Consider the following 25,828-nt stretch of genomic DNA (forward strand, 5'->3'; position numbering starts at 1 on the left):
CTGGCTTAAATGGACCTTAAGCGCCTTTAACGGTTTTTTCACACTTGTTCGCACTGACACGGTAGCACTGACACCGCAGCCCGCTGAGCACTAGAGCTCCGCGGTGGTCAGTCATCCTCGCCGGTGACGCCAAACTCGATTGGCGTCTTCACGTAGAACAGCTTCACACCTGCCTGGCGAATGGCTGCGAAGATACGCCCGGACTCTTCCTCGCTGACCGCCATGGTGACTTCCTGCGGCTGGTCGGCCAGTTCGAAGAAGTGCGCATAGTGAATGCGCCCGGTCTTGCCGAATCCTTCGCTCGCCGTCATCAGGGTGGCGCCGCGAACACCTTGCCGGCGCGCCTCCTCCAGCAACCACTGGGCCAGCGGCAGGCCGGCATGCTTGCGATCCTGCTGGGTGAAGAACTTCAACTGGTAGCCGTTCATCTCTTCCTCCGAAGGCCTGTGGCCTCTCTATCGCTGGCGCCCGAGCGGGACCTCTCCTGCCCGACCCTAGCGGCCCATCAGTGCGTTCACCGACCAAAGCCCGGCCAGGGTCATCAACAGGGATCCGGCAAGGTGCGTGGCGACAGTCCCCATGGCCCAGGCCAGCCGGCCCTGCTGCAACAGCACGACGACTTCCGCCGAGAAGGTCGAGAAAGTCGTGAGGCCACCGCAGAACCCGGTGATGATCAGCAAGCGCCACTCGGGCGCTACGCCGGGGGTGTTGGCGAAGAAGGCGATGGCCGCGCCGATGATGTAGCCGCCAACCAGATTGGCGACCACCGTGCCCGGCGGCATCGACGGCAAAAGGGTATTGAGCTTGAGCCCGAGAACCCAGCGCAGCAAGGCTCCGAGGGCGGCGCCGAGGGATACGGCGAGAATGGATTTCAACATGATCCTGTCCTGGAAGGGATGATTTGGACAGGCTGCAGGCGAGCGCCTACGCGCCTTTCCAGGTCAATGCGTAGGCATCATCAGCCACAAGGGCGGTTGAAGGAGGAATGCCATCTCCTGCGCCGCAGTCTGGCATAACCCGCGCCCATGAAAAAGCCCCGCCTAGGCGGGGCTTTTTCCTACAGCAGGTGCCGGGTGGCTTACATCATGCCGCCCATGCCACCCATGCCGCCCATGTCCGGCATGGCCGGAGCAGCCTTGTCGTCGGCCACTTCGGCAACCATGGCCTCGGTGGTGACCATCAGGCCGCCGATGGAAGCAGCGGCTTGCAGGGCCGAACGGGTGACTTTGGCCGGATCGAGGATACCCATCTCGATCATGTCGCCGTACACGCCGGTAGCAGCGTTGTAGCCGTAGTTGCCCGAACCTTGCTTGACCTTGTCGACCACGACGCTCGGCTCGTCACCGGAGTTGGCAACGATCTGGCGCAGCGGAGCTTCGACAGCGCGACGCAGCAGGGCGATACCGACGTTCTGGTCTTCGTTGTCGCCCTTCAGGCCTTCGATGGCCTGCAGAGCACGTACCAGAGCGACGCCGCCGCCAGGCACCACGCCTTCTTCGACCGCAGCACGGGTAGCGTGCAGGGCGTCTTCAACGCGGGCTTTCTTCTCTTTCATCTCGACTTCGGTGGCAGCGCCAACCTTGATCACGGCAACACCGCCGGCCAGCTTGGCCAGACGCTCTTGCAGCTTCTCACGGTCGTAGTCGGAGGAAGTCTCTTCGACCTGCTTGCGGATCTGCAGGACGCGAGCTTCGATGTCGGCCTGAGCGCCAGCACCATCGATGATGGTGGTGTTTTCTTTGCTCAGTACGACGCGCTTGGCGTTACCCAGGTGCTCCAGGGTGGCACCTTCCAGGCTCAGACCGACTTCTTCGGAGATGACGGTGCCGCCGGTCAGGATGGCGATGTCCTGCAGCATGGCCTTGCGGCGGTCGCCGAAGCCCGGAGCCTTGACGGCTGCGACCTTCACGATGCCACGCATGTTGTTGACGACCAGGGTAGCCAGGGCTTCGCCTTCGACGTCTTCAGCCACGATCAGCAGCGGACGGCCGGCTTTGGCAACGGCTTCCAGGACCGGCAGCATTTCGCGGATGTTCGAGATCTTCTTGTCGACCAGCAGCAGCAGCGGGCCGTCGAGCTCGGCAACCATGGTGTCCGGCTTGTTGATGAAGTAGGGGGACAGGTAGCCACGGTCGAACTGCATGCCTTCTACGACGGACAGTTCGTTTTCCAGGCCCGAGCCTTCTTCAACGGTGATCACGCCTTCTTTACCGACCTTGTCCATGGCTTCGGCAATGATGTTGCCGATGGAGTCGTCGGAGTTGGCGGAGATGGTGCCGACCTGGGCAATGGCCTTGGTGTCGGCGCAGGGCTTGGCCTGCTCTTTCAGCTGGGCAACAATAGCGATGGTGGCCTTGTCGATGCCGCGCTTCAGGTCCATCGGGTTCATGCCGGCAGCGACGGCTTTCAGGCCTTCGTTGACGATGGCCTGGGCCAGAACGGTAGCGGTGGTGGTGCCGTCACCGGCAGCGTCGTTGGCCTTGGAGGCAACGTCTTTCACCAGCTGGGCGCCCATGTTCTCGAACTTGTCTTTGAGTTCGATTTCCTTGGCGACGGAAACGCCGTCCTTGGTGATGGTCGGAGCACCGAAGCTCTTGTCCAGGATGACGTTACGGCCTTTCGGGCCGAGGGTCGCTTTAACCGCGTCGGCCAGGACGTTTACGCCGACCAGCATTTTCTTGCGAGCGGAATCGCCGAACTTAACTTCTTTGGCAGCCATGTTCTGTTTCCTCTAAATCGAATTCGGTGGGGAGTGGACGGACTGAAATCAGTCTTCCAGGACGGCGAGGATCTCGGACTCGCCCATCACCAGCAGTTCTTCGCCGTCGACCTTGATGGCGTTGCTGCCGGAGTAAGGACCGAACACCACCTTGTCACCGACCTTGACGGCCAGAGCGCGAACTTCGCCGTTGTCCAGGACACGGCCGGCACCAACAGCGACCACTTCACCGCGGTTCGGTTTCTCGGCGGCGGAACCCGGCAGCACGATGCCGCCTGCGGTTTTGGTCTCTTCCTCGCTGCGACGGATGACGACGCGGTCATGCAGAGGACGAAGCTTCATAGTCGTAACTCTCCCAAACTGTGATTTCCAACGGCCAGATCGATGCCCGGCAGGTTTTATTGAATCCGGCGTTGCCGGTTTGCGTCCCGGCTGGCGAGACGCGTAAAGAGCAGCCTGTCCATGCGACAGGGACCTTGCGGTGACCGGTACATAAGGTCGCTACAAGGCATTTCAAGGGTGTGACGAAAATTTTTTTGCAAACGGAGGGTGCTCGCGGCGGCCGAAACCGCCCGAAACTCAACGCAGGCGGTCGCGGTCTTCCTCGCGGCGCTGGTACTCGCCTTCGATCACGCTGGGGCCACCGCGTTGCTGGGCGGCGGGATCGTCGGCAAAGGCCCGGCGGCGCTCGGCCTGTTCCTGCATGCGCTGGCGCACGCGGCCAAGCATCAGGCGGCGGGTGAAGGGGATCAGGCAGAGCAGGCCGATGGCGTCGCTGATGAAGCCCGGCAGCATCAGCAGGCCACCACCCAGGGCGATGACCAGGCCTTCGAGCATTTCCTGTTCGGGTAGCTCGCCACGATTCAGGCGCTCGCGGGCACGCAGCGCGGTAGCGACGCCAGCGACACGCAGAACGGCGGCACCGATGAAGGCACCGGCAATGATCAGCAGCAGGGTCCAGCCCACGCCGATCACGCTGCCGACCTTGATCATCACGGCCAGCTCGATCAGCGGGAACAGAAGAATCAGGAAAAGAGGAACTCGCATCGATGTTTCCTTGGCGGGGCATTTACCCAGATAACGGGAAAGGTGGCGACGTCCCGCGCCAATTTCAAGGGAATGCCCGGGGATTGTTCAAGCCTGGATGACTTCACTACCCGGCCAGGCGTCCGCCCTGGCCAACTGCACCAGCGCCTGGCGCACCGCACCAGGATTACCGCAGGGCACAGGGAACGGCAGCCAGTGCAGGCCCTGGCCGATACGCAGGTGGAAACCTTCGGTATCAATTCCCACCAGCTGCGGATCCTTGCCCGCGGGCAGCCCGGCCAGCTCGACGTAGTGTTCGATGGCACCGGCATGGTCGCTGTTCATGTGCTCGACCATGCTCCTTTCCGCCTCGCCGACGAAGGGATTGGCCAGCGGCACGCGGTCAGCGCCCAGCCAGTGGATATCGCCGAAGCCGCCGATGAAGCGCCACTGCACCGGCTTGAGAACCCAGAAATCGAAGTCGTGGACGATGTGGTAGTCCTGCGAACCAGGGAAATAGCGGTAGTAGCGCTCGGCGGCGCCGGCGATGGCGTCGACATCCTCGATCATCAGCGCCTCGGCCAGCAGGGTCAGGCGGCCGGCGGCCTGGATGTCGTCGACGCCACGCTCGCCGATGAGCAACGAGCATTTGCCATCCATCTGCAGGTTGTGGGTGTGCTGGGCGATGCGACTGATCAGGATCAGCGGCCGGCCCGCCTCGTCCAGGCAGTAGGGCACCACGGAGCCGAAGGGAAACCCGGACCACTTCTTCGAGTGGGTGGAGAGGACGCCGCGGTATTCCTTGAGCAGCAGTTCTCGGGCATGCTTGGCAGCTTTCACGCTCAACTTATGACTCCTCGCAAAGAATCCGTCGCAAACGGACGGGCAGGACTGACTCTGTGCACAGCTGCCGGCGGGGCCTTTCACCAGAAACTGTTCGTGGGGTTGTTCCGATGCAATTGAAAGACAAGGTCATCATCATCACCGGTGGCTGCCAGGGCCTGGGCCGCGCCATGGGCGAGTACCTCTCCGGCAAGGGCGCGCGCGTCGCGCTGGTTGACCTCAATGCCGAAAAACTGGACGAAGCCGTGGCTGCCTGCAAGGCCGCCGGCGGTGACGCCCGCGCCTATCTGTGCAACGTCGCCAATGAAGAACAGGTTACCCACATGGTGGCCCAGGTCGCCAGCGACTTCGGCGCCATCAATGGCCTGGTGAACAACGCCGGTATCCTGCGCGACGGCCTGACCATCAAGGTCAAGGACGGCGAGCTGAGCAAGATGAGTCTGGCCCAATGGCAGGCCGTGATCGACGTCAACCTGACCGGCGTGTTCCTCTGCACCCGCGAAGTGGCAGCGAAGATGATCGAGCTGAAGAACGAAGGCGCGATCGTCAACATCTCCTCCATCTCCCGCGCGGGCAACATGGGCCAGGCCAACTACTCCGCGGCCAAGGCCGGCGTCGCCGCCGACACCGTGGTGTGGGCGAAGGAACTGGCGCGCTACGGCATCCGCGTGGCCGGCGTAGCTCCGGGCTTCATCGAGACCGACATGGTCGCCAGCATGAAACCCGAAGCGCTGGAGAAAATGACCTCCGGCATCCCACTCAAGCGCCTGGGCAAGCCGCTGGAAATCGCCCACTCGGTGGCCTACATCCTCGAGAACGACTACTACACCGGCCGCGTGCTGGAGCTGGACGGCGGCCTGCGCCTGTAATCCTCCCGCCCATGAAAAAAAGCCCCGCCATGTGCGGGGCTTTTTTGTGCTTTTTGTAGGAGCGAGCTTGCTCGCGAACGTTTCCCCGCCGTCGTTGGGGTTGTTCGCGAGCAAGCTCGCTCCTACATAAATCGGCGTTACCAGCCCACGCCCAGGCCAACGGTGTAGCGGCGCTCGTTGACGTCGCCATCGTTGCCGCTGAGCTTGTCCCACTCGGCCTTCAGGCTCAGGGACGCCCAGGAAGTCAGCTTGTAGCGGATGCCCGCCTCGCTCTCCAGCTCGTAGTCCACATTGGACTCCAGAGGCTTGCTGACTTCGCCGTTGGTGAACAGCTCGAACTGCTTGGCCAGCAGGTAGCGGTTGTAGTCCCACTTCAGGCTGGTGCTGTAGAAGTGGGATTTCTCATCGTCGACGAATTCGTAGTCGTTGCGGTTGACCAGCGTCGCCAGGGAGAACGCGCCCAGCTCGTTATCCCAGAACTGGTAGCCCGGGCCGGTACCGACGGTGCGCTTCTTCTGCAGGTCCTCGATCCAGTCGCGCTTGTACTGCGCCTGCCCCTGCCAGAACCAGTGCTCGTCGAGGAAGCGGTCGAGGGCGTACTGCGCCGAATAGTTGTCGGTGCTGACCTGGTTGTTCTTCTTCTCGCGGTTGTACTCACCCTGCAGGTTGTGGCGCCAACGGCCGTGGCGGGCGTTGGTCTTGAAGTCGATGTCGTAGTCCTCGACATCGTTCTCGGCCTGCTTGTGGTCCAGGGAGAAGTCGACGTTGCCGGTCCATACCCAGTCTTCCAGGATCGGCTTGGGCGGCATCATCTGCTCGATCTTCGCCAGTTCCACGGTACGCGGCTGGCCGTTGACCAGCGTGACCTTGCCATCGTCCGACGGCTTGATGCCCTTGGAGTGCTCGCCGGTTTCCTCGTCGTACTTCACCAGCAGGTTCTGGTCCGTCTCAAGGGTCTTGATCTTGTCCCATTTCAGGGTGATCTCCCCGCCATAGTCAGTTGCCAGCAGCAGCTTGCCGCCGTCGAACAGCTTGATGGTGCCGGTCAGACGGTCCCCATTCTTCAACCAGACGGTATCGGCGAGGGCGGAGAGGGAACAGGAAGCTAGGGCAATGAACAGCAGGGTTCTGGGCAACATGAGTCGAATTCAACTGGATTGAATGGGCAAAAAGCCGGGCATTATCCAGATACCCGACACTAGAGCAACGACTGACCGGCCCAGTTGCAGGGAGTTCACCATGACTGACAGATGGATCTTAGGAATAAGCTGACTTGTAAGACCCGCACCAACGGATATTCTGAGCGTCAGCCCCTCTGCCACGGTGCATTCGATGCCCAAGTCCAAGCCCACGGCCAGCACGCCGCTTCCCGATCTCGGGCTGGAGAGCCTGCAGGTTCGACGCGAGGCTATCTTCCTGGTCATCGCCCAGGTGCCGGAAGGTTGCGTCACCACCTATGGCGATGTCGCCCGCCTCGCCGGACTGGGCCGTTCTGCGCGGCTGGTAGGACGCATCCTCAGCCAACTCCCCGAAGGCACCCGCTTGCCCTGGCACCGGGTGATCGCCGCCGGTGGCCGCATCAGCCTGCCCATCGGCACTGTTTCGGGTAACGAACAGCGCGCACGATTGCGTGCAGAGGGTGTCAGAATCCATAACGATCGGGTGGACATACGTCGGCACGGCTGGCCTAGCGGCGAGCAGTCCTAGTAAAGTTCGCGAGAATTTTTGACCTGCTGGAAAACACCCCCATGAAAGAGCATTCCTGGCGAGAGGCATGGATTGCCTACAAGTCTCCCGCCAGCCTCGCGCTTTTGCTGCTGGGATTCGCCGCCGGCCTGCCTTACATGCTGGTGCTTTCCACACTCTCGGTGTGGTTGCGTGAAGCGGGTGTCGGCCGGGAAACCATTGGCTTCGCCAGCTGGATCGGGCTGGTGTACGCCTTCAAATGGGTCTGGTCGCCCATGCTCGACCAGTGGCGCCTGCCCTTCATCGGCCGTCTGGGCCGTCGCCGCTCCTGGCTGGTGTTCTCCCAGGGCCTGATCGCCATTGGCCTGCTCGGCATGGCCCTGTGCAACCCGCAGTCGCATCTGAACTGGCTGATCGCCCTGGCGATGGTCGTGGCCTTCGCCTCGGCCACCCAGGACATCGCGATCGACGCCTACCGCCTGGAAATCGCCGAGAATACCCGCCAGGCCGCGCTGGCCGCGTGCTACATGACCGGCTACCGGGTCGCCGTATTGTTCGCCACCGCCGGCGTGCTGTTCCTCGCCGAATGGGCCGGCTCCAGTGCCCTGCACTACAGCCAGTCGGCCTGGGCGCTGACCTACGCGGTGTGCTCGCTGGCCATCCTGCCCGGCCTGATCACCACCCTGCTGATGAAAGAGCCGCCGGTGAACGTGCAACCGCAGGCCGGCAGCTCGGCTTTCGCCTTCAACCACCAGTTGCTCTCGGTGCTGACCCTGCTGGTGCTGCTGATCTCCGTGCCGGCCATGCTCACCGCGCTGACCGCCCAGGCTTGGCCGCGCGCGGCGCTCTACGGAATCTTCATCGGCATCTGCATGACGCCCCACGGCCGCCGGCAGATCCGCCCGGTCCGCGAGCTACTGTCGAAGGTGCGCCGCCCGCTGCTGCTGGCCGTGCACGGGCGCGGCCTGCCGCAGTTCGACTTCGTCCACCAGGCGGTTTCGGTGATCGTGCTGATCATCCTGCTGGTGACCGGCACCGCATTCATCAACATGACCGAAGCCGGCAAGTGGTGGCTCGCCCTCCTCTACCTGCTGATTGCCCTGAGCTGCATCTCCGCGCCGGGTCGGCTGCTGATGGCCCCGGTGCTGACGCCGATCACCGAGTTCGTCCGCCGCTACCGCTGGCAGGCCCTGCTGCTGCTCGGGCTGATCTCCACCTACCGCATGTCCGACACCGTCATGGGCACCATGGCCAGCGTGTTCTACATCGACATGGGCTTCACCAAGGACACCATCGCCACCGTCAGCAAGCTGTTCGGGGTGATCATGACCCTGGTGGGCGCGGCGGCCGGCGGTGTGCTGATCGCCCGCTTCAGCATCCTGCCGATCCTGTTCATCGGCGGCGCGGCCTCGGCGGCGACCAACCTGCTGTTCGCCTTCCTGGCGCAGATGGGCGCGATCGACGATCCGCATCTCATGGGGCAGAACGTCTTCGCCCTGCTGAAGGTACTGGAGCCCCACGTCACCATGCTGGTGGTAACCATCATGCTCGACAACTTCAGCGGCGGCCTGGCGACCTCGGCCTTCGTCGCCTACCTGTCCAGCCTGACCAACCTGAAGTTCTCCGCGACCCAGTACGCCATGCTCAGCTCCACCATGCTGTTGCTGCCGCGCTTCATCGGCGGCTACTCCGGCGCCATGGTCGAGGGCATGGGCTATGAGCGGTTCTTCTTCTTCACCGCCCTGCTCGGCGTGCCGACGCTGCTGTTGATCGGCTGGCTGTGGCTGCAGCGCAAGAACGACATGACCAACGGCGCCGCCGAGGAAGCCAGCGAAGCCCCAACGCAGCCAGCCAGCGCCGAACGCCCCTGAACTTGCTGATGAAGCAGCGCCCATGAAAAAGGCCGGCAAATGCCGGCCTTTTTCGTTCCGCGTGAGGGATCAGTCCGCCAGGACGGCGTCCTCTTCACCCTTGACCACACGCACCACCTTGTTCGGCGCAAGGTCGATGCCGTCGTCGCGCAGGCGCTGACGCACCTGCTCGTTGAGCATGAAGGTGACGGCCCAGTAGTCGGAATTGGCGGTCCACAGGCGCAGCGACAGGGTCACCGAGTTCTCGCCCAGGCCCGCGACCACCACCACCGGCGCCGGCGACTTGAGCACGCGCGAATCCTCCGCCAGCTCCTTGAGGATGGCACGAGCGCCCTCCAGGTCGGCGTCGAAGGCCAGCTTCACATCGAAGGTCACCTGGCGGGTCGTCTGGGTCGAGGTGTTGGTGATGATGCCGTTGGACAGCGCGCCATTGGGCACGATCACCGTACGGTTGTCACCGGTGCGCAGCACGGTGTGGAAGATCATGATGTGGTCCACCGTGCCGGAAACGCCCTGGGCTTCGATCCAGTCGCCGACCTTGAACGGACGGAACAGCAGGATCAGCACGCCGCCGGCAAAGTTCGACAGGCTGCCCTGCAGCGCCAGGCCGATGGCCAGGCCGGCGGCACCGATGGCAGCGACGAAACTGGTGGTCTGGATGCCGATCATCGACGCCACGCTGACCATCAGCAGGATCTTCAGGATGATGTTCACCATGCTGCCGATGAAGCCCTGCAGCGTCTTGTCCACATGCTTGGTGGACAGCAACCCGCCGATACGACGGGTGAACAGGTTGATCACCCACCAACCGATCAGCAGGGTCAACAGCGCCAGCACGGCATTGCCCAGGTAAGCCAGGACGACCGGCGTCCAGGCCTCCGCACTGTTCATGATCTGCTCGTAATTCATATCCATGGATGCAGGCCCCTTGTCTATTGCCATTCCAAAAACAAAACCGCCATGGCAAGCCATGGCGGTCGGGAGTTCGCCGAGCGACTCTATTACTGCGACGTCGCGCGGGCGCTGAGGTTCCGCAGCTCTTACAGAGCAGCGCGCATCAGTCGCGGAAGTTGTTGAACTGAAGCGGCATACCGAGGGATTCACCACGCAGCAGCGCGATGGCTTCCTGCAGATCATCACGCTTCTTGCCGGTGACACGCACCTGCTCACCCTGGATGGCAGCCTGCACCTTGAGCTTCTTGTCCTTGATCAGGGCGACGATCTTCTTCGCCAGATCCTTGTCGATGCCCTCGCGGAAGGTCACTTCCTGCTTGACCACCTTGCCCGACGGGAAGGGGTCCTTGGTTTCGATGCACTGCACATCGATCTTGCGCTTGACCAGGCTGGAGCGAAGAATGTCGAGCATCTGCTCAAGCATGAAATCCGCCTCGGCGGTCAGGGTGACGGACTTGTCCTTGGTCTCGAAGCTGCACTTGCCCTTCAGGTCGAAACGGCGGTCCAGTTCCTTGGCAGCGTTATCCAGGGCGTTGGTCAGTTCGTGTTTGTCCAGTTCGGACACCACGTCGAACGAAGGCATGACATCTCTCCAGATGGACGGCGCGACCCGGTTCACAGACGGGACGACGCCTGGCTTGACGATAAAAATGCGCGGTCATTATAACTGACAGACAAGACCGCGCCCGGCCTCTGACGTCGTTAGCCGGCATTTCCTACCCGTTTCCGAGACATTCCATGCCAACCAACCATCTCAGCATCCTGGTAGTCGACGATGCCAAGTTCTCCAGCGCCATGATCGGCCGCGCGCTGAGCCAGGCCGGCTACCTGAACGTGCGCTTCGCCAGCAGTGCCAGCGAAGCGCTCGACCTGCTGGAAAAGCAGCCGGTGAGCGTCCTCCTCGCCGACTGGCTGATGCCCGAGATGGACGGCCTGGAGCTCACCGCCCGAGTGCGCCAGCTCGACGAGAGCGGCGACCACTACACCTACATCATCCTGCTCACCGGCAAGGAGGGCGACAACGCCCTGGCCGAAGCCTTCGACCGTGGCGTGGACGACTTCGTCAGCAAGTCGGCGATGAACGAGCAGCTGGTGCCCCGCGTACTGGCCGCCGACCGCCTGAGCAATACCCTGCAGCGCCTGCTGATGGAAAACCGCCTGCTCACCGAGAACATCACCAGCCTGGAAGAACGCAACCTGGTGGACAGTGCCACGGGCCTGGGCAACCAGCGCTACCTCAAGCAGAAGCTGGCCGACAGCATCCGCCAGGTGGAATCCCGTGGTGGCGCCGTGTGCTACATGCTCATCGGCCTGCCGGAGTTGGCCGAACTGGGGCAGAAGCACGGCCAGTCATTCCAGAACGAACTGCTCCATGGCGTCGCCCGGCGCCTGCAGCAACTGGTACGACCGCTGGACGTCCTGGCGCGCATCGACGGCCAGCATTTCGCCCTGATCACCCTGCTCGAAGACCTGCAGGAATGCTCCCCCAGCAGCTTCCGCCGCCTGCACGAAGGCCTGAACCTCAAGGCGTTCAAGACCAGCGAAGGCTTCATCACCCTCAAGGCCGGCATCAGCCTGGTGGGCCTGGACGCCAAGGCGCTGCCCGTGGAAGTCGAGCAACTGATGCAGCAGGGCCGTGCCCTGCTGCCCGACGCCTTCGCCAGCGGGCGAATCAACGCCAGTCGACTGACCGGCCTGCGCTAAACTTCGCGGTAAGCCCCCGAACCCGCGAAGTTTCCCCCATGACCTGGTCTATCCTCGGCGCCGGCAGCCTCGGTTGCCTGTGGGCCGCCCGCCTGTCCCGCGCCGGCCTGCCTGTGCGCCTGCTGCTGCGCGACCGCCAGCGCCTCAACGCCTACCGCGCCCTCGGTGGCGTCACCCTGATCGAAGACGGTCGCGAGAGCCTCTACCCGATACCGGCCGAAACCGCTGCGCAAGGCGCGCCGATCCAGCGCCTGCTGCTGGCCTGCAAGGCCTACGACGCCGAGTCTGCCGCCGCCAGCGTGGCGGCGCGCCTGGCCCCCGGTGCCGAGCTGATCCTGCTGCAGAACGGCCTGGGTAGCCAGCAGGCGGTCAGCACCCACCTGCCGCGCGCACGCTGCCTTTACGCTTCCAGCACCGAAGGCGCATTCCGCGAATCCGACTTCCGCACGGTATTCGCAGGCCATGGCCAGACCTGGCTGGGCGACGAGCACGGCGGGCCCACTCCGGCCTGGCTGACCGAACTGGAGCAAGCCGGGATTCCCGCCCAGTGGAGCGAGAGCATCCTCGAACGCCTGTGGCGCAAGCTGGCCCTGAACTGCGCGATCAACCCGCTGACGGTGCTGCACCAATGCCGCAATGGCGAACTGGCCGGGCACCCCGACGAAGTTGCCGCGCTGTGCGACGAACTGGGCCAATTGCTGCACGCCTGCAACTACCCCGCCGCTGCGCAGGAATTGCAGGGCGACGTGGAGCGCGTGATTGCCGCCACTGCGGCGAACTTCTCCTCCATGTACCAGGACGTCGCCCAGGGCCGGCGCAGCGAGATCGCTTACCTGCTCGGCCATGCCTGCCGCGAAGGTGACCGCCTGCACCTCGCCCTGCCGCGACTGCGAGCCGTACACGAGCGCCTGCGCGCCTACCTGGTGGCGCGCGGATTGCCCGACACCTGATCGCGGGCTACCCTGCCCGCCTCTCCTGTTTTCCAAGAAAGCGCCCATGCCTTCACCCATGAACCTGCGCCAGCGCCTGGAAGACCTGCCGGTCGGCCAGAAGATCCTCGCCGCCCTGCTGGTGCTGCTGGCGACCGTGATGCTGGTGGCCAACCTGGCCTTCATCAGCGCGGCCTACTGGATTTCCCAGGACAGCGTTGCGCCCCAGGCGCTGCAGACCATCGGACGGCTGATCGCCAACCCGGCGCTCAGCGAGCCAGCGTTGTCCTCGCCCACCCAGGCCCAGGTGCTGCTGCGCCAGCTGGACGACTACCAGCCGCTGCGCGCCGCCGCACTGTATGACAGCAACGGCGAGCGCATCGCCCAGACGCCGGGCAACGGCCCCATTGCCCTGCCCGAGCGCCTCGATCACCTGGAGCGCTGGCGCCAGCACGAATACCGCCTCAACGCGCTGTTCGAACTGCCCCAGGCCGGCCGCAACAGCGGCTACCTGCTGCTGGTGGCGAGCAGCGAGCTGCCGGGCGCCTTCTACACCGGCACCCTGACTGCCAGCCTGGTGATCCTCGCCGTCTCGGTGCTGCTCTGGCTGCTCATCGCCCAGCAGATTCGCCGCCTGATCACCCGGCCGATCCGCAGCCTGGAGGAGCTCTCGCGCCAGGTCACCCGCGAGGAGAACTACGCCCTGCGCGCCGAGCGCGGCAATGCCGACGAGATCGGCCGGCTGGCCGACGCCTTCAACACCATGCTGACCCGCATCGAAGCCCGCGAACAGCAGCTCAAGCGCGCCCGCGACGACGCCCAGGAAGCCGTGGAACAGGCCCAGTCGCTGGCTGAGGAAACCCGCCGCTCGAACCGCAAGCTGGAGCTGGAAGTCCAGGTGCGCAGCAAGATCGAGAAGAAACTCACCGGCTTCCAGCACTACCTCAACAGCATCATCGACTCGATGCCCTCGGCGCTGATCGCGGTGGACGAGCAGCTCTACGTCACCCAGTGGAACCAGGAAGCCAGCCTGCTCTCCGGCACCAGCCTGGACGATGCGGTGAACCAGCCGGTATTCCTCGCCTTCCCGTCGCTCAAGCCCTTCCTGCCGCAGCTCACCCGCGCCGCCGAGCAGCACAAGGTCGAACGCGTCGAACGCGTCACCTGGGCCCTCACTGACGCGCCGCGCCATTACGCCCTGACCTTCTACCCGCTGATGGGCGGCACCGGCCGTGGCGCGGTCATCCGTATCGACGACATCACCGACCGCCTGGGAATGGAAGAGATGATGGTGCAGTCGGAGAAGATGCTCTCCGTCGGCGGCCTCGCGGCCGGCATGGCCCACGAGATCAACAACCCGCTCGGCGCCATCCTGCACAACGTGCAGAACATCCGCCGGCGACTGTCGCCGGAGTTGCCGAAGAACCTGGAGGTAGCCGGCGAAGTGGGCGTGCGCCTGGACGACCTCAACCACTACCTGGAGGCGCGGGAGATTCCCAAGCTGATGGATGGCATCCAGTACGCCGGTTCCCGCGCTGCGAAGATCGTCACTCACATGCTCTCCTTCAGCCGCCGCAGCCACCGGCAGATGGCCGCCTGCGAGCTGCCGGCGCTGCTGGAACAGGCCGTGGAGATCGCCGGCAACGACTTCGACCTCACCGGCGGCTTCGACTTCAAGTCGCTGGAGATCGTCCACGAGTACGACCCGCGCCTGGGCCCGGTGCCGGTAATCGCCAACGAAATCGAGCAGGTGCTGCTCAACCTGCTGAAGAACGGCGCCCAGGCCATCCACCTGCGCGACGACGAAGAGGAAGGCGAGTACGGCCGCATCACCCTGCGTACCCGGCTCAATCCGCCCTGGGCGGAAATCCACGTGGAGGACAACGGCTGCGGCATGCCGGAGAACGTGCGCAAGCGCATCTTCGAGCCGTTCTTCACCACCAAGGAAGTCGGCCAGGGCACAGGGCTGGGCCTGTCGGTCTCGTACTTCATCGTCACCAATAACCACAAGGGGCAGATGGAGGTGCAGTCCGAGCTGGGTGTCGGCACCTGCTTCACCATCCGCCTGCCGCTGGCTGCCGAAATTTCCCCGCCGCTGCCTCTGCTGGCGCGCGACGACAAGGAGCATTGAGCATGGGCAACCGCCTGTCGAAGATCTACACCCGCACCGGCGATGCCGGGGAAACCGGCCTGGCCGATGGCCGTCGCGTACCCAAGCACCACCCCCGCGTGGAAGCCATGGGCGCCGTGGACGAGCTGAACAGCCACCTCGGCCTGCTGCTGGCCGGGCTACACGAGGCGCGTAGCAGTGCGCTGGAAGAAGTGATCGGTGTGCTGGCGCCGATCCAGCACCGCCTGTTCGACCTCGGTGGTGAGCTGGCGATGCCGGAGTACCGTGCGCTGAACGATGCCGAAGTGGAACGACTGGAAACAGTGATCGACCGCTGGAATGAGGAGCTTGGGCCGCTGAAGAACTTCATCCTGCCCGGCGGTTCGCGCCTGGTCGCTCTCGCCCACCTGTGCCGCGCCCAGGCACGCAATGCCGAACGCCGCTGCCAGCGGCTGAATGCCGAGGAGCCGCTGGAAGGCGCAGGCCTGCGCTACCTGAACCGACTATCCGACCTGCTGTTCGTCGCCGCGCGCTTTATCGCCCGCCGCCAGGGCGTGGAAGAGATTCTCTGGCAGGCCGCTGAGAAGCCCGCCTGATCGGTCGAGAGTCGACTCGTAGGAGCGCGCTGTGCGCGCGATCGCGGGCATGGCCCGCCCCTACTCGATAGTCCTGTGCTCGGATCAGCCCTCACCCTAACCCTCTCCCAGGGGGAGAGGGGACTGTTCGGTGCAGGATGAAACCTTGTCGTTCGCCGGCACGGCGGCTCCCTCTCCCCCTGGGAGAGGGCTGGGGTGAGGGGAAGGCGCTGGTACGGACTCACCTGAAGAACACAGTTGCTCCTACAGGGAGCATCGTAGGATGGCGTGGAGCGGAGCGATACCCATCGCCGCCCCACGCAAAATGCCTGTCAGCCTTCGTTCTTCGGCCAGAACGCTCGAATACCCGCCACGCCCTGCGCCCCGGTCTGCCAGGCGCGCTCAAGATCCTGCGGGCCGACACCACCGAGCAGGAACACCGGCTGGTTGAAGCCATCGATCAGCTCCGCTGCCGCCTCCCAACCCAATGCAGGCTCGCCCGGATGGCTCTCGGTGGGCTGCACTGGCGACAAGGTGACGAAATCCACCCCCATGCGCGCCGCCAGCTCCAGTTCCTCGGCGCTGTGGCAGGAGGCCGCGAGCAGACGCTCACGCGGGAACGGGCGACCATTGGGCGCGTATTTGCGCAGTTGCTCGGAGGTCAGGTGCCAGCCGGCCGCTGGGAAGTCGCCCAGCCACTCCAGCGGCCCCTTGAGCATCAACTGCGCCTTGCCAGCGCACAGGCCCTGCACATCCACCGCCAGGTCACGGTACTCGGGGCTGTACATATTCGGCGCGCGCAGCTGGATCAGGCGGATGCCATTGGCCACTGCGGCACGCACGCCTTGCACCAACTGGGGAATTTCCAGGCCATCGGGAGTGATCAGGTAGCGATCGGGCAGTCGCGCGGCCTGCACGATGGGCTCATTGGCCGCTGGAAACTCATAGTCCGGCAAGTCGCGCGAGGTAACCCAGGCCAACGGCTGGCCCTCGGCGCCGTGGGGCGCACCGGAAAAGGCCGAGACTTCCCAGACATCCAGCAGCACGTGCTTGTCGCTGTAGTCGTGCTGCACCCGGATCAGGGGGCGCGCCTGCTCGACGTCGATGCCCAGCTCTTCCTTCAGCTCGCGGGCCAAGGCGACGTGCACCGCTTCGCCCTCCTCCACCTTGCCACCGGGAAACTCCCAGAGGCCGCCCTGGTGCTTGTCGTCCGGACGGCGGGCGATCAGCACCCGGCCATCGAGTCCGCGAATCACGGCGGCGGCGACATGTACTCGTTTCACAGTGCTACTCCTCAATCCGATTCAGGCAGGGCCCGCGCAGACCGGCATTCTACCGTCATTGGCGGCCGGGTTCAGGCGCGTTCGACCATCGCCGCGTCCAGCCACGGGCGGAACGCCGGCCAGGCGTAGATGGCGTCGACGTAGTTCTGTGCCTCGATGGGCAGGGTCACGCAGTAGCTGCGCAAGCGCGTGGCGACAGGCGCGTAGAACGCATCGGCGATGCTGGCGTGGCCGAACAGGAACGGGCCGTCCTGGCCAAACTGCTGGCGACACAGCGTCCAGAGCTCGACGATGCGAGCGATATCCGCGGCCACAGCTTCGGGTACTTCGGCCAGGGGCTGGTTGCGCTGGAGGTCCATGGGCATGTTCGAACGCAGCGCCATGAAGCCGCTGTGCATTTCGGCGCAGACCGTACGTGCCAGCGCGCGGGCCGCTTCGCCACGGGGCCAGAGATGGGCTTCGGGGAAACGTTCGGCGAGGTATTCGGCAATCGACAGGGAATCCCAGATCAGTCCGTGCTCGCACTTGAGCGCCGGCACCTTGCCGCTGGGCGAGTGCTCGCGGATGCGCCGCGCGGTGTCCTGGCCACCCAGGGGAATGAGGACTTCCTCGAACTCGGCGCCGGTGAGCTGCATGGCCAGCCAGCCGCGCAGGGACCAGGAGGAGACGTTCTTGCTGCCGATGATCAGGGTGAGGGACATGGACGCGATGCTCTTGAAGGTCAGTCAGGAGACCTTAGAGTGCGGCAGCCATGAAAACAAATTCCCGATTTTCATCGATCCATGAAAATCGGGAATCCGAATGAAGCGATGCGCCGGCGCCGGATCAGGTGCGGTATTCCGCGTTGATCTTCACGTACTCGTGGGACAGGTCGGTGGTCCAGATGGTCTCGCTGCAGGTGCCGCGGCCGAGATCGATGCGGATGGTGATCTCTTCCTGGGCCATGACTTTCGCGCCCTGGTCCTCGGTGTAGCTGGCAGCACGGCCGCCGCGGCTGGCGATGGCGACGTCGTCCAGGTACACGTCGATCAGGCTGACATCCAGATCCGGCACACCGGCGCGGCCAACGGCAGCGAGGATGCGGCCCCAGTTCGGGTCGGAGGCGAACAGGGCGGTCTTGATCAGTGGCGAGTGGGATACGGCGTAGCCGACGTCCAGGCACTCCTGGTGAGTGGCGCCGCCGTTCACCTGCACGGTGACGAACTTGGTGGCGCCTTCGCCGTCGCGGACGATGGCCTGCGCCAGCTCCATGGACACGTCCAGCACGGCCTGCTTCAGCGCGGCGAACAGCGCACCGGTGGCGGCGGTGATTTCCGGCAGTGCCGCCTGACCGGTGGCGACCAGCATGCAGCAGTCGTTGGTGGAGGTGTCGCCATCGATGGTGATGCGGTTGAAGGACTTGTTCGACGCGTCGCGCAGCAGGTCCTGCAGCACGCCCTGGGCAACCTTGGCGTCAGTGGCGATGTAGCCGAGCATGGTGGCCATGTTCGGTTTGATCATGCCCGCGCCCTTGCTGATGCCGGTGACGGTGATGGTCACGCCGTCGTGCTCGAACTGGCGGCTGGCGCCCTTGGGCAGGGTGTCGGTGGTCATGATGCCGGCGGCGGCGTCGGCCCAGTTGTCCACCGACAGGTTAGCCAGTGCGGCGGGCAGCGCGGCTTCGATCTTCTCGACCGGCAGCGGCTCGCCGATCACACCGGTGGAGTATGGCAGCACGGCGCTTTCCGCAACGCCGGCCAGCTCGGCCAGCTTGGCGCAGGTACGGATGGCGTTGGCCAGGCCCGACTCGCCGGTGCCGGCGTTGGCGTTACCGGTATTGGTCAGCAGGTAGCGCACCGGCCCCAGGAAGCGCTTGCGCGCCAGGATCACCGGAGCGGCGCAGAAGGCGTTGGTGGTGAACACACCGGCCACGGTGGAGCCTTCGGCGCAGCGCATCACCACGATGTCCTTGCGGCCGGGTCGCTTGATGCCGGCGGAGGCGATGCCGAGTTCGAAACCGGGGACCGGGTGCAGGGTGGACATGGGGCCGAGACCAACAGCCATGTGGCGCGCTCCTATCTAGTCAGTGAATCTAGTCAGTGAAACGAATCAGCGATTCAGATGAGAAAAACGCCGCGAGCGGCAGGGCCGGTCGCGGCGTCGGTATCAGGGTCGGGAGGCGTTATTCCACCTGACCGTGGCAGTGCTTGTACTTCTTGCCCGAACCGCAGGGGCACGGCTCGTTGCGGCCGATCTTCGGTTCGTTGCGGATGGGCTCCATCGGCACCACGTTGTCAGCCGGTACTTCGCCTTCCTCTTCCGGCTCGTCGGTGACCTGGTCCATGGACGGCGCAGCAGCGTGCTGGAACTGCATGCGCTTGGCCATTTCCTCGGCTTCGCGGCGCAGGCGGGCTTCTTCTTCGGCCGGGTCTTCGCGACGAACCTGGACGAAGGACAGCACGCGGATGGTGTCGCGCTTGATGGAGTTCAGCAGTTCCTGGAACAGGTTGAAGGACTCGCGCTTGTATTCCTGCTTCGGGTTCTTCTGCGCGTAACCGCGCAGGTGGATACCGTGGCGCAGGTGATCCATGGTGGACAGGTGATCCTTCCACAGGTCGTCCAGTACGCGCAGCAGCATCTGCTTCTCGAAGGTACGCAGGGCTTCGGCGCCCGCCATGTCTTCCTTCTCGTTGTAGGCCGCGACCAGCTCGGTGAGGATCTTCTCGCGCAGGGTTTCCTCGTAGAGCTTCTCGTCGTCGTCCAGCCACTGCTGGATCGGCAGCTTCAGACCGAAATCGCTGTACAGCGCGGCTTCCAGACCGGCGACGTCCCACTGCTCGGGCAGCGACTGCGGCGGAATGTGCTCGCTGACGGTGTTATTAAGGGTCTCTTCGCGGAACTCGACGATGGTCTCGCCGATGTTGTCGGCCGCGAGCAGGGTGTTGCGCATGTGGTAGATCACCTTGCGCTGCTCGTTGGCGACGTCGTCGAACTCCAGCAGTTGCTTACGAATATCGAAGTTGCGGCCCTCGACCTTGCGCTGGGCCTTTTCGATGGCGTTGGTGACCATGCGGTGCTCGATCGCCTCGCCCGGCTGCATGCCGAGCGCCTTCATGAAGTTCTTCACCCGGTCGGAGGCGAAGATACGCATCAGGTGGTCTTCCAGCGACAGGTAGAAGCGGCTCGAACCCGGGTCGCCCTGGCGACCGGCACGGCCTCGCAGCTGGTTGTCGATACGGCGGGACTCGTGGCGCTCGGAGGCGATCACGTGGAGGCCGCCCGACTCGATGACCTGCTGGTGACGCTTCTGCCAGTCGGCCTTGATCTGCGCGACCTGCTCGTCGGTGGGGTTTTCCAGCGCGGCGACTTCAACTTCCCAGTTGCCGCCCAGCAGGATGTCGGTACCCCGACCGGCCATGTTGGTGGCGATGGTGACCGAGCCCGGACGGCCGGCCTGGGCGATGATCTCGGCTTCCTTCTCGTGGTACTTGGCGTTCAGTACCTTGTGCTCGATGCCCGCGTTCTGCAGCAGCTGCGAGACGTACTCGGAAGTTTCGACCGAGGCGGTACCCACGAGGATCGGACGGCCCAGCGCCTGGCACTGCTGCACGTCGGTGATGATGGCGGCGTACTTCTCGTCCTGGGTCAGGTAGACCAGGTCGTTGAAGTCCTTACGCGCGACCGGACGGTGGGTCGGGATCACCACCACGTCCAGGCCGTAGGTCTGGCGGAATTCGAAGGCCTCGGTGTCGGCGGTGCCGGTCATGCCGGCCAGCTTGGTGTAGAGGCGGAAGTAGTTCTGGAAGGTGGTCGAAGCCAGGGTCTGGCTCTCGGCCTGGATCGGCAGGTTTTCCTTCGCCTCGATGGCCTGGTGCAGGCCCTCGGAGAGGCGACGGCCCGGCATGGTACGACCGGTGTGCTCGTCGATCAGCAGGACCTGGTCGCCCTGGACGATGTATTCCACGTTGCGGTGGAACAGGGTGTGGGCGCGCAGCGCAGCGTAGACGTGGGTCAGCAGGCTGAGGTTGTGCGCCGAGTAGAGGCTCTCGCCCTCGGCCAGCAGGCCGTTCTGGGTCAGCAGCTCTTCAACGTAGGCATGGCCCTGTTCGTTGAGTTCGACCTGGCGGGTCTTCTCGTCGATGCTGTAGTGGCCCTGCTGGGTCACCTGGCCTTCGACTTCCTCGATATGGCGCTTCAGGCGCGGGATCAGCTTGTTGATCTTGATGTACAGCTCGGAGCTGTCTTCGGCCTGACCGGAGATGATCAGCGGAGTCCGCGCCTCGTCGATGAGGATGGAGTCCACTTCGTCGACCACGGCGAAGTTCAGCTCGCGCTGGAACTTGTCCTCCAGGCTGAACGCCATGTTGTCGCGCAGGTAGTCGAAGCCGAATTCGTTGTTGGTGCCGTAGGTAATGTCGGAGGCGTAGGCAGCACGCTTCTCCTCCGGCGGCTGGAACGGGCTGACGATGCCGACAGAAAGGCCGAGGAACTCATACAGCGGACGCATCCAGTTGGCGTCGCGGCGGGCCAGGTAGTCGTTCACGGTGACCACGTGCACGCCTTTGCCGGACAGGGCGTTCAGGTAGACAGCCAGGGTACCCACAAGGGTCTTGCCCTCACCGGTACGCATCTCGGCGATCTTGCCTTCGTGCAGGGTCATGCCGCCGATCAACTGGACGTCGAAGTGGCGCATGCCCATCACGCGCTTGCCAGCCTCACGGGCGACGGCGAAGGCTTCCGGAAGAATCTGGTCGAGAGTCTCGCCCTTGGCGACGCGTGCCTTGAACTCTTCGGTCTTGGCCTTCAGTTGCTCGTCGGAAAGCGGGACCATCTGGGGCTCGAGTGCATTGATGGCCTGAACCTGCTTGGCCATGCGCTTCACTTCGCGCTCGTTCTTGCTTCCAAAGAGTTTTTTCAACAAAGGCGCAAACATATCGACTGGGTCATCCGAACTGGAGAATTGGAGGGCTGCCCGACTGGCTGGCCGCGGCGCGGAACGGCAATGAAGCGGGCATTCTACCCGGAAACTTCCGGGAAAAAAGTGCCGAAGTCATCCTCCGAAGCTTCGCATTCTGCGAGCCTCGGGGCAATGCATGGACGGACAACTTTGAATCCGAGTGGGTGATATGGTGACGCGGGCGGGCAACTTCAAGGGTGGACGGTGGCATCTGGCCCTGAGCGCATCTGTTACCATCCATCTTCATTCATTCCCGGTTGCTCTCCATGGCTTTCCGCCCCCTGCCCGCCAAGGCGATGACCAAGCTGCTGCGCGAAGCCAAACCACTGCGGTCGCTGTTCGCCGAGGCGCAACGCCTCTCGCGCCTGCAGGAACTGCTCGACTCGCAACTGCAACCCGCCGCGCGCCCCTACTGCCGAGTCGCCTCCTGGCGTGAAGGCAGCCTGTTGCTGGTGGTCACCGATGGCCACTGGGCTACACGCCTGCGCTACCAGCAGAACCGTTTGCTGCGGCAACTGGCCACGTTCGAGGAGTTCAGGGGCCTGGCGCGCATTCTGTTCAAAGTGCAGCCGACGACCCAGGCGCCAACCAGGGTGAACACCAACCGCATCACCGAGTCCGCCTCCGCCACCCTGCACGAAGCCGCCGAAGGCATCAGCAACCCGCAACTCAAGGCCGCGCTCGAGCGGCTCGCCAGCCGTAGCCGCCGCTCATCGGAGCCCGGCGAGGAGTAAATGGCGGGCATAAAAAAAGGCCACCCGAGGGTGGCCTTTGAATATGTAGCTGAAAGGAGGAGGTTTCCTTATACGGCCGCAGCGGGTCGCATATAGGAGATCGGCGCGGTCTTGGCGTCCTCGAAGGTCACCACTTCCCAAGCGTCCTTGTCTGCGATGAGGGTACGCAGGAGACGGTTGTTCAGGGCGTGACCGGACTTGTAGCCGATGAACTCGCCGATAAGGCTGTTACCCAGCAGGTACAGGTCACCAATGGCGTCCAGGATCTTGTGCTTGACGAACTCGTCCTCGTAACGAAGACCGTCTTCGTTGAGCACTCGATACTCGTCGACCACGATGGCGTTCTCCACGCTGCCACCCAGAGCCAGGTTCTGCGAACGCAGCATCTCGATGTCGCGCATGAACCCGAAGGTACGGGCGCGGCTGACTTCCTTCACGAAGGAAGTGCTGGAGAAATCCACCACGGCTTTCTGGGTGCGACCACGGAAGACCGGGTGATCGAAATCGATCTCGAAGCTCACCTTGAAGCCGTCGAACGGAACGAAGGTGGCGCGCTTGTCGCCCTCTTCCACCGTTACTTCGCGCTTGATGCGGATGAACTTCTTGGCCGCGTCCTGCTCTTGCAGGCCAGCGGACTGGATCAGGAATACGAAGGGACCTGCGCTGCCGTCCATGATCGGTACTTCCGACGCGGACAGCTCGACATAGGCGTTGTCGATACCCAGGCCGGCCATGGCCGAAAGCAGATGCTCCACGGTATCCACTTTGACGTCACCCTTGATCAGGGTGGTCGACATGGTGGTTTCGCCGACGTTCGAGGCCCGGGCAGGAATTTCCACCACAGGGTCGAGGTCAGCCCGGCAGAACACGATGCCAGTATCGACGGGAGCCGGCTTCAGGGTCAGGTAAACCTTCTCCCCGGAGTGCAGGCCGACACCGGTCGCCCGGATGATGTTCTTCAAGGTGCGTTGTCTGATCATGGCTTTGGCCGCTTTCGCGCAAGTTGCGAACTGTTGTCAACAATGGGCGGCGATGATAGCAGAACCGCCCTTTGCTGAACACCAATCACATTGATACTCCTGATAAATCGACTCAATCGGCCTGGCGACGCAGGAAGGCCGGGATATCCAGGTAGTCCAGATCGTCCTGCGGGTTCAGCTTGGCCGCGGTGGCAGCGCCGCCGTGGTTCTGATTGCGCATGACGGTCGGGCGGTCCAGGTCACGGTAGTTCACCGACTGCTGCTCACGCTGAACCGGAGCCTGGGTGCTGACGGCCTGGGTCTGGACGGTGTTGTCGACGACCTTGACCGGTTTTTCCAGGCGAGCGCCCAGACCGGTGGCAACGACGGTGACGTGCAGCTCGTCGCGCATGTCCGGGTCGATCACGGTGCCCACCTTCACGGTGGCGTGTTCGGAAGCGAACTGCTCGATGATGTTACCCACGTCGGAGTACTCGCCCAGGGACAGGTCCGGACCGGCGGTGATGTTCACCAGGATGCCACGGGCGCCCTGCAGGTTGACGTCTTCCAGCAGCGGGTTGCGGATCGCGGCTTCGGTCGCCTCGCGAGCACGGTTCGGGCCGCTGGCGCAGCCGGTACCCATCATGGCCATGCCCATTTCGCTCATGACGGTTTTCACGTCGGCGAAGTCGACGTTGATCATGCCCGGGCGCTTGATGATGTCGGAGATACCGCGAACGGCACCGGCCAGAACATCGTCAGCCTTGGCGAAGGCGGCCAGCAGGCTCGCGTCCTTGCCCAGGATGGTCAGCAGCTTTTCGTTCGGGATGGTGATCAGCGAGTCAACGCTTTCAGCCAGCGAGCGGATGCCTTCATCGGCGATCTGCATGCGCTTGCGACCCTCGAACGGGAACGGACGGGTCACCACCGCAACGGTGAGGATGCCCATCTCCTTGGCCACTTCGGCGATGATCGGAGCAGCACCGGTACCGGTACCGCCACCCATGCCGGTGGTGATGAAGACCATGTCGGCGCCTTCTAGAACCTCGGCGATACGCTCGCGGTCCTCTATGGCGGCCTGGCGGCCTACTTCAGGGTTGGCGCCAGCGCCCAGGCCCTTGGTCACGCCCGGGCCGAGCTGCAGCACGGTGCGCGCGGCGATGTTCTTCAGCGCCTGCGCATCGGTGTTGGCGCAAATGAATTCGACGCCATCAACGTTGTTCTTGGCCATGTGGTTCACGGCATTGCCGCCGCCACCACCTACGCCGATCACCTTGATGACTGCTGTTTGCGGGACGTTATCTACCAGTTCAAACATTTCCCCTCTCCTTCCTTTCTAGTTGTGTCGCCTACGTTTACCGCGGTGGTAAATCAGAAATTGCCCTGGACCCAGCGTTTAAGCTTTTCCAGTACCGGTGTCTTGGGTTCGTCACTGCTGAAACTGCTGCCGGACATGGAGATGCCGTCGGACTGTTTCTGCAGTCCGTACAGGAGCAGCCCCACACCCGTGGAATAGATGGGATTGCGCACGACGTCGGCCAGTCCCTTGACGCTATGCGGTACGCCCAGGCGTACCGGCATGTGGAAAATCTCCTCGGCCAGCTCGACAGCACCTTCCATCTTGGCGGTGCCGCCGGTCATGACGATCCCGGCAGGAATCAGGTCCTCGTAACCGCTGCGACGCAGTTCGGCCTGAACCAGGGTGAACAGCTCGTCGTAACGAGGCTCGACCACTTCGGCAAGCGCCTGGCGCGACAGTTCCCGCGGCGGACGATCTCCAACGCTGGGCACCTTGATGGTTTCGCCGGGGCCGGCCAGTTTGGCCAGTGCACAGGCGTAGCGAATCTTGATTTCCTCAGCGTACTGAGTCGGGGTGCGCAGCGCCATGGCGATGTCGTTGGTGACCTGATCGCCGGCGATCGGGATCACCGCGGTATGACGGATGGCGCCTTCGGTGAAGATGGCGATGTCGGTGGTACCGCCGCCGATGTCCACCAGGCACACACCCAGTTCCTTTTCGTCCTCGGTGAGCACGGAGTAGGCCGAAGCCAGTTGCTCGAGGATGATGTCGTCCACTTCCAGGCCGCAGCGGCGCACGCACTTCTCGATGTTCTGGGCGGCGTTCACCGCGCAGGTCACCACGTGCACCTTGGCTTCCAGACGCACGCCGGACATGCCCAGCGGCTCACGCACGCCTTCCTGGTTATCGATCACGTAGTCCTGGGCCAGGGTGTGCAGCACACGCTGGTCGGCCGGGATGGCCACGGCCTGGGCCGCGTCCAGCACGCGCTCGATATCGGCGCCGCTGACTTCGCGGTCGCGGATCGCCACGATGCCGTGGGAGTTCAGGCTGCGGATATGGTTGCCGGCGATGCCGACGAAGGCCGAGTGGATACGGCAGCCCGCCATCTGCTGGGCTTCATCGATGGCGCGCTGGATCGATTGCACGGTGGACTCGATGTTCACCACCACGCCCTTCTTCAGGCCGCGCGACGGATGCGTCCCGATGCCGACGATTTCCAGCTTGCCATCAGCCGCCACCTCGCCCACCAGCGCCACCACCTTGGAGGTGCCGATGTCCAGGCCGACGACCATTTTGCCGCTCTGCACGCTTGCCATGTTTATAGAAG

The 25,828-nt window shown here is 63.9% G+C and carries 24 protein-coding genes and 1 riboswitch; of the genes, 8 read left to right on the forward strand and 16 right to left on the reverse strand.

The window, feature by feature from the left end:
* Positions 1 to 107: 107 nt before the first annotated feature.
* The 6 genes from A6723_RS21920 to A6723_RS21945 form a co-directional block, all read right to left on the reverse strand.
* Entirely contained in the window at positions 108 to 428 is a 321-nt protein-coding gene (locus A6723_RS21920; protein WP_054906571.1) for a DUF190 domain-containing protein, read from the reverse strand.
* Positions 429 to 494: 66 nt separating this feature from the next.
* Positions 495 to 878: a fluoride efflux transporter CrcB gene (gene crcB / locus A6723_RS21925; RefSeq protein ID WP_054906572.1), complete on the reverse strand. Its 384-nt coding sequence runs from the start codon at positions 876 to 878 to the stop codon at positions 495 to 497.
* Between the two features lie 64 nt (positions 879 to 942).
* A riboswitch (Fluoride riboswitch) is annotated at positions 943 to 1,005 on the reverse strand.
* A gap of 73 nt (positions 1,006 to 1,078) precedes the next feature.
* Positions 1,079 to 2,719, reverse strand: a complete 1,641-nt coding sequence (gene groL, locus A6723_RS21930; protein ID WP_054906573.1) for a chaperonin GroEL — start codon at positions 2,717 to 2,719, stop codon at positions 1,079 to 1,081.
* 48 nt (positions 2,720 to 2,767) lie between these two features.
* Positions 2,768 to 3,061 carry a co-chaperone GroES gene (locus A6723_RS21935; protein WP_009617968.1) on the reverse strand — a complete coding sequence of 98 codons (294 nt, stop codon included), beginning with the start codon at positions 3,059 to 3,061 and terminating at the stop codon, positions 2,768 to 2,770.
* A 237-nt stretch (positions 3,062 to 3,298) separates the two neighbouring features.
* Positions 3,299 to 3,766, reverse strand: coding sequence for an FxsA family protein (locus A6723_RS21940; protein ID WP_024764084.1), 468 nt, complete (start codon positions 3,764 to 3,766; stop codon positions 3,299 to 3,301).
* A gap of 87 nt (positions 3,767 to 3,853) precedes the next feature.
* Entirely contained in the window at positions 3,854 to 4,591 is a 738-nt protein-coding gene (locus A6723_RS21945) for a HugZ family protein (protein ID WP_054906574.1), read from the reverse strand.
* A 107-nt stretch (positions 4,592 to 4,698) separates the two neighbouring features.
* On the opposite strand from A6723_RS21945, the gene A6723_RS21950 reads away from it, so the two are divergent.
* Positions 4,699 to 5,457 (forward strand): SDR family oxidoreductase, encoded by a 759-nt coding sequence (locus A6723_RS21950; RefSeq protein ID WP_024764082.1) that lies wholly within the window; start codon positions 4,699 to 4,701, stop codon positions 5,455 to 5,457.
* A 137-nt stretch (positions 5,458 to 5,594) separates the two neighbouring features.
* On the opposite strand, the gene A6723_RS21955 is transcribed toward A6723_RS21950, so the two are convergent.
* Entirely contained in the window at positions 5,595 to 6,596 is a 1,002-nt protein-coding gene (locus A6723_RS21955) for a DUF481 domain-containing protein (protein ID WP_054906575.1), read from the reverse strand.
* A 193-nt stretch (positions 6,597 to 6,789) separates the two neighbouring features.
* On the opposite strand from A6723_RS21955, the gene A6723_RS31445 reads away from it, so the two are divergent.
* Both A6723_RS31445 and A6723_RS21965 read left to right on the forward strand, forming a co-directional pair.
* Positions 6,790 to 7,164 (forward strand): MGMT family protein, encoded by a 375-nt coding sequence (locus tag A6723_RS31445; RefSeq protein WP_054906576.1) that lies wholly within the window; start codon positions 6,790 to 6,792, stop codon positions 7,162 to 7,164.
* Between the two features lie 41 nt (positions 7,165 to 7,205).
* Positions 7,206 to 9,014 carry an AmpG family muropeptide MFS transporter gene (locus tag A6723_RS21965; RefSeq protein WP_054906577.1) on the forward strand — a complete coding sequence of 603 codons (1,809 nt, stop codon included), beginning with the start codon at positions 7,206 to 7,208 and terminating at the stop codon, positions 9,012 to 9,014.
* A 69-nt stretch (positions 9,015 to 9,083) separates the two neighbouring features.
* On the opposite strand, the gene A6723_RS21970 is transcribed toward A6723_RS21965, so the two are convergent.
* Positions 9,084 to 9,929, reverse strand: a complete 846-nt coding sequence (locus A6723_RS21970; RefSeq protein ID WP_054906578.1) for a mechanosensitive ion channel family protein — start codon at positions 9,927 to 9,929, stop codon at positions 9,084 to 9,086.
* Between the two features lie 142 nt (positions 9,930 to 10,071).
* On the reverse strand, positions 10,072 to 10,551 hold the full coding sequence (locus A6723_RS21975) for a YajQ family cyclic di-GMP-binding protein (RefSeq protein ID WP_037016362.1): 480 nt from the start codon (positions 10,549 to 10,551) through the stop codon (positions 10,072 to 10,074).
* Positions 10,552 to 10,706: 155 nt separating this feature from the next.
* Between A6723_RS21975 and A6723_RS21980 the strand changes: the two genes are divergently transcribed.
* From A6723_RS21980 to A6723_RS21995, 4 genes are read left to right on the forward strand one after another with little or no spacing between them, the layout of a single operon-like run.
* Positions 10,707 to 11,672: a response regulator gene (locus tag A6723_RS21980; RefSeq protein ID WP_024764076.1), complete on the forward strand. Its 966-nt coding sequence runs from the start codon at positions 10,707 to 10,709 to the stop codon at positions 11,670 to 11,672.
* 38 nt (positions 11,673 to 11,710) lie between these two features.
* On the forward strand, positions 11,711 to 12,622 hold the full coding sequence (locus A6723_RS21985; protein ID WP_054906579.1) for a putative 2-dehydropantoate 2-reductase: 912 nt from the start codon (positions 11,711 to 11,713) through the stop codon (positions 12,620 to 12,622).
* A 58-nt stretch (positions 12,623 to 12,680) separates the two neighbouring features.
* A complete protein-coding gene (locus tag A6723_RS21990; protein WP_024764074.1) occupies positions 12,681 to 14,732 on the forward strand; it encodes an ATP-binding protein in 2,052 nt (683 codons plus the stop codon).
* 2 nt (positions 14,733 to 14,734) lie between these two features.
* Positions 14,735 to 15,307: a cob(I)yrinic acid a,c-diamide adenosyltransferase gene (locus A6723_RS21995; protein WP_054906580.1), complete on the forward strand. Its 573-nt coding sequence runs from the start codon at positions 14,735 to 14,737 to the stop codon at positions 15,305 to 15,307.
* 311 nt (positions 15,308 to 15,618) lie between these two features.
* Here the strand turns inward: A6723_RS21995 and A6723_RS22000 are convergent, their stop codons facing one another.
* The 4 genes from A6723_RS22000 to secA form a co-directional block, all read right to left on the reverse strand.
* Complete coding sequence (locus tag A6723_RS22000) at positions 15,619 to 16,569, reverse strand: Nudix family hydrolase (protein WP_054906581.1); 951 nt, start codon at positions 16,567 to 16,569, stop codon at positions 15,619 to 15,621.
* Positions 16,570 to 16,640: 71 nt separating this feature from the next.
* Positions 16,641 to 17,270, reverse strand: coding sequence for a glutathione S-transferase family protein (locus A6723_RS22005; protein WP_054906582.1), 630 nt, complete (start codon positions 17,268 to 17,270; stop codon positions 16,641 to 16,643).
* A gap of 124 nt (positions 17,271 to 17,394) precedes the next feature.
* Entirely contained in the window at positions 17,395 to 18,612 is a 1,218-nt protein-coding gene (argJ, locus tag A6723_RS22010; protein WP_054906583.1) for a bifunctional glutamate N-acetyltransferase/amino-acid acetyltransferase ArgJ, read from the reverse strand.
* Between the two features lie 118 nt (positions 18,613 to 18,730).
* On the reverse strand, positions 18,731 to 21,481 hold the full coding sequence (gene secA / locus A6723_RS22015; protein WP_024764069.1) for a preprotein translocase subunit SecA: 2,751 nt from the start codon (positions 21,479 to 21,481) through the stop codon (positions 18,731 to 18,733).
* A gap of 290 nt (positions 21,482 to 21,771) precedes the next feature.
* Between secA and A6723_RS22020 the strand changes: the two genes are divergently transcribed.
* Entirely contained in the window at positions 21,772 to 22,239 is a 468-nt protein-coding gene (locus A6723_RS22020) for a DUF721 domain-containing protein (protein ID WP_054906584.1), read from the forward strand.
* Between the two features lie 68 nt (positions 22,240 to 22,307).
* Here A6723_RS22020 and lpxC read toward each other — a convergent pair whose 3' ends face one another.
* From lpxC to ftsA, 3 genes are all read right to left on the reverse strand, one after another.
* The gene (gene lpxC / locus A6723_RS22025) at positions 22,308 to 23,219 is read right to left on the reverse strand and encodes a UDP-3-O-acyl-N-acetylglucosamine deacetylase (protein WP_024764067.1); all 912 of its coding nucleotides are present in this window, start codon (positions 23,217 to 23,219) and stop codon (positions 22,308 to 22,310) included.
* Between the two features lie 112 nt (positions 23,220 to 23,331).
* Positions 23,332 to 24,516 carry a cell division protein FtsZ gene (gene ftsZ, locus A6723_RS22030; protein ID WP_017518095.1) on the reverse strand — a complete coding sequence of 395 codons (1,185 nt, stop codon included), beginning with the start codon at positions 24,514 to 24,516 and terminating at the stop codon, positions 23,332 to 23,334.
* Positions 24,517 to 24,569: 53 nt separating this feature from the next.
* Complete coding sequence (gene ftsA / locus A6723_RS22035) at positions 24,570 to 25,817, reverse strand: cell division protein FtsA (RefSeq protein ID WP_024764065.1); 1,248 nt, start codon at positions 25,815 to 25,817, stop codon at positions 24,570 to 24,572.
* Positions 25,818 to 25,828: the final 11 nt, after the last annotated feature.

It is taken from the genome of Pseudomonas sp. AU11447, assembly GCF_001672555.2.
GTDB classification, from domain to species: domain Bacteria; phylum Pseudomonadota; class Gammaproteobacteria; order Pseudomonadales; family Pseudomonadaceae; genus Pseudomonas; species Pseudomonas nitroreducens.

What these genes read in the sequence shown, in the direction of transcription:
- A6723_RS21920 (WP_054906571.1), bottom strand. Translation starts at nt 428, where the DNA reads ATGAACGGCTACCAGTTGAAGTTCTTCACCCAGCAGGATCGCAAGCAT.
- crcB (WP_054906572.1), bottom strand. Translation starts at nt 878, where the DNA reads ATGTTGAAATCCATTCTCGCCGTATCCCTCGGCGCCGCCCTCGGAGCC.
- groL (WP_054906573.1), bottom strand. Translation starts at nt 2,719, where the DNA reads ATGGCTGCCAAAGAAGTTAAGTTCGGCGATTCCGCTCGCAAGAAAATG.
- A6723_RS21935 (WP_009617968.1), bottom strand. Translation starts at nt 3,061, where the DNA reads ATGAAGCTTCGTCCTCTGCATGACCGCGTCGTCATCCGTCGCAGCGAG.
- A6723_RS21940 (WP_024764084.1), bottom strand. Translation starts at nt 3,766, where the DNA reads ATGCGAGTTCCTCTTTTCCTGATTCTTCTGTTCCCGCTGATCGAGCTG.
- A6723_RS21950 (WP_024764082.1), top strand. Translation starts at nt 4,699, where the DNA reads ATGCAATTGAAAGACAAGGTCATCATCATCACCGGTGGCTGCCAGGGC.
- A6723_RS21955 (WP_054906575.1), bottom strand. Translation starts at nt 6,596, where the DNA reads ATGTTGCCCAGAACCCTGCTGTTCATTGCCCTAGCTTCCTGTTCCCTC.
- A6723_RS31445 (WP_054906576.1), top strand. Translation starts at nt 6,790, where the DNA reads ATGCCCAAGTCCAAGCCCACGGCCAGCACGCCGCTTCCCGATCTCGGG.
- A6723_RS21965 (WP_054906577.1), top strand. Translation starts at nt 7,206, where the DNA reads ATGAAAGAGCATTCCTGGCGAGAGGCATGGATTGCCTACAAGTCTCCC.
- A6723_RS21970 (WP_054906578.1), bottom strand. Translation starts at nt 9,929, where the DNA reads ATGGATATGAATTACGAGCAGATCATGAACAGTGCGGAGGCCTGGACG.
- A6723_RS21975 (WP_037016362.1), bottom strand. Translation starts at nt 10,551, where the DNA reads ATGCCTTCGTTCGACGTGGTGTCCGAACTGGACAAACACGAACTGACC.
- A6723_RS21980 (WP_024764076.1), top strand. Translation starts at nt 10,707, where the DNA reads ATGCCAACCAACCATCTCAGCATCCTGGTAGTCGACGATGCCAAGTTC.
- A6723_RS21985 (WP_054906579.1), top strand. Translation starts at nt 11,711, where the DNA reads ATGACCTGGTCTATCCTCGGCGCCGGCAGCCTCGGTTGCCTGTGGGCC.
- A6723_RS21990 (WP_024764074.1), top strand. Translation starts at nt 12,681, where the DNA reads ATGAACCTGCGCCAGCGCCTGGAAGACCTGCCGGTCGGCCAGAAGATC.
- A6723_RS21995 (WP_054906580.1), top strand. Translation starts at nt 14,735, where the DNA reads ATGGGCAACCGCCTGTCGAAGATCTACACCCGCACCGGCGATGCCGGG.
- A6723_RS22005 (WP_054906582.1), bottom strand. Translation starts at nt 17,270, where the DNA reads ATGTCCCTCACCCTGATCATCGGCAGCAAGAACGTCTCCTCCTGGTCC.
- argJ (WP_054906583.1), bottom strand. Translation starts at nt 18,612, where the DNA reads ATGGCTGTTGGTCTCGGCCCCATGTCCACCCTGCACCCGGTCCCCGGT.
- secA (WP_024764069.1), bottom strand. Translation starts at nt 21,481, where the DNA reads ATGTTTGCGCCTTTGTTGAAAAAACTCTTTGGAAGCAAGAACGAGCGC.
- A6723_RS22020 (WP_054906584.1), top strand. Translation starts at nt 21,772, where the DNA reads ATGGCTTTCCGCCCCCTGCCCGCCAAGGCGATGACCAAGCTGCTGCGC.
- lpxC (WP_024764067.1), bottom strand. Translation starts at nt 23,219, where the DNA reads ATGATCAGACAACGCACCTTGAAGAACATCATCCGGGCGACCGGTGTC.
- ftsZ (WP_017518095.1), bottom strand. Translation starts at nt 24,516, where the DNA reads ATGTTTGAACTGGTAGATAACGTCCCGCAAACAGCAGTCATCAAGGTG.
- ftsA (WP_024764065.1), bottom strand. Translation starts at nt 25,817, where the DNA reads ATGGCAAGCGTGCAGAGCGGCAAAATGGTCGTCGGCCTGGACATCGGC.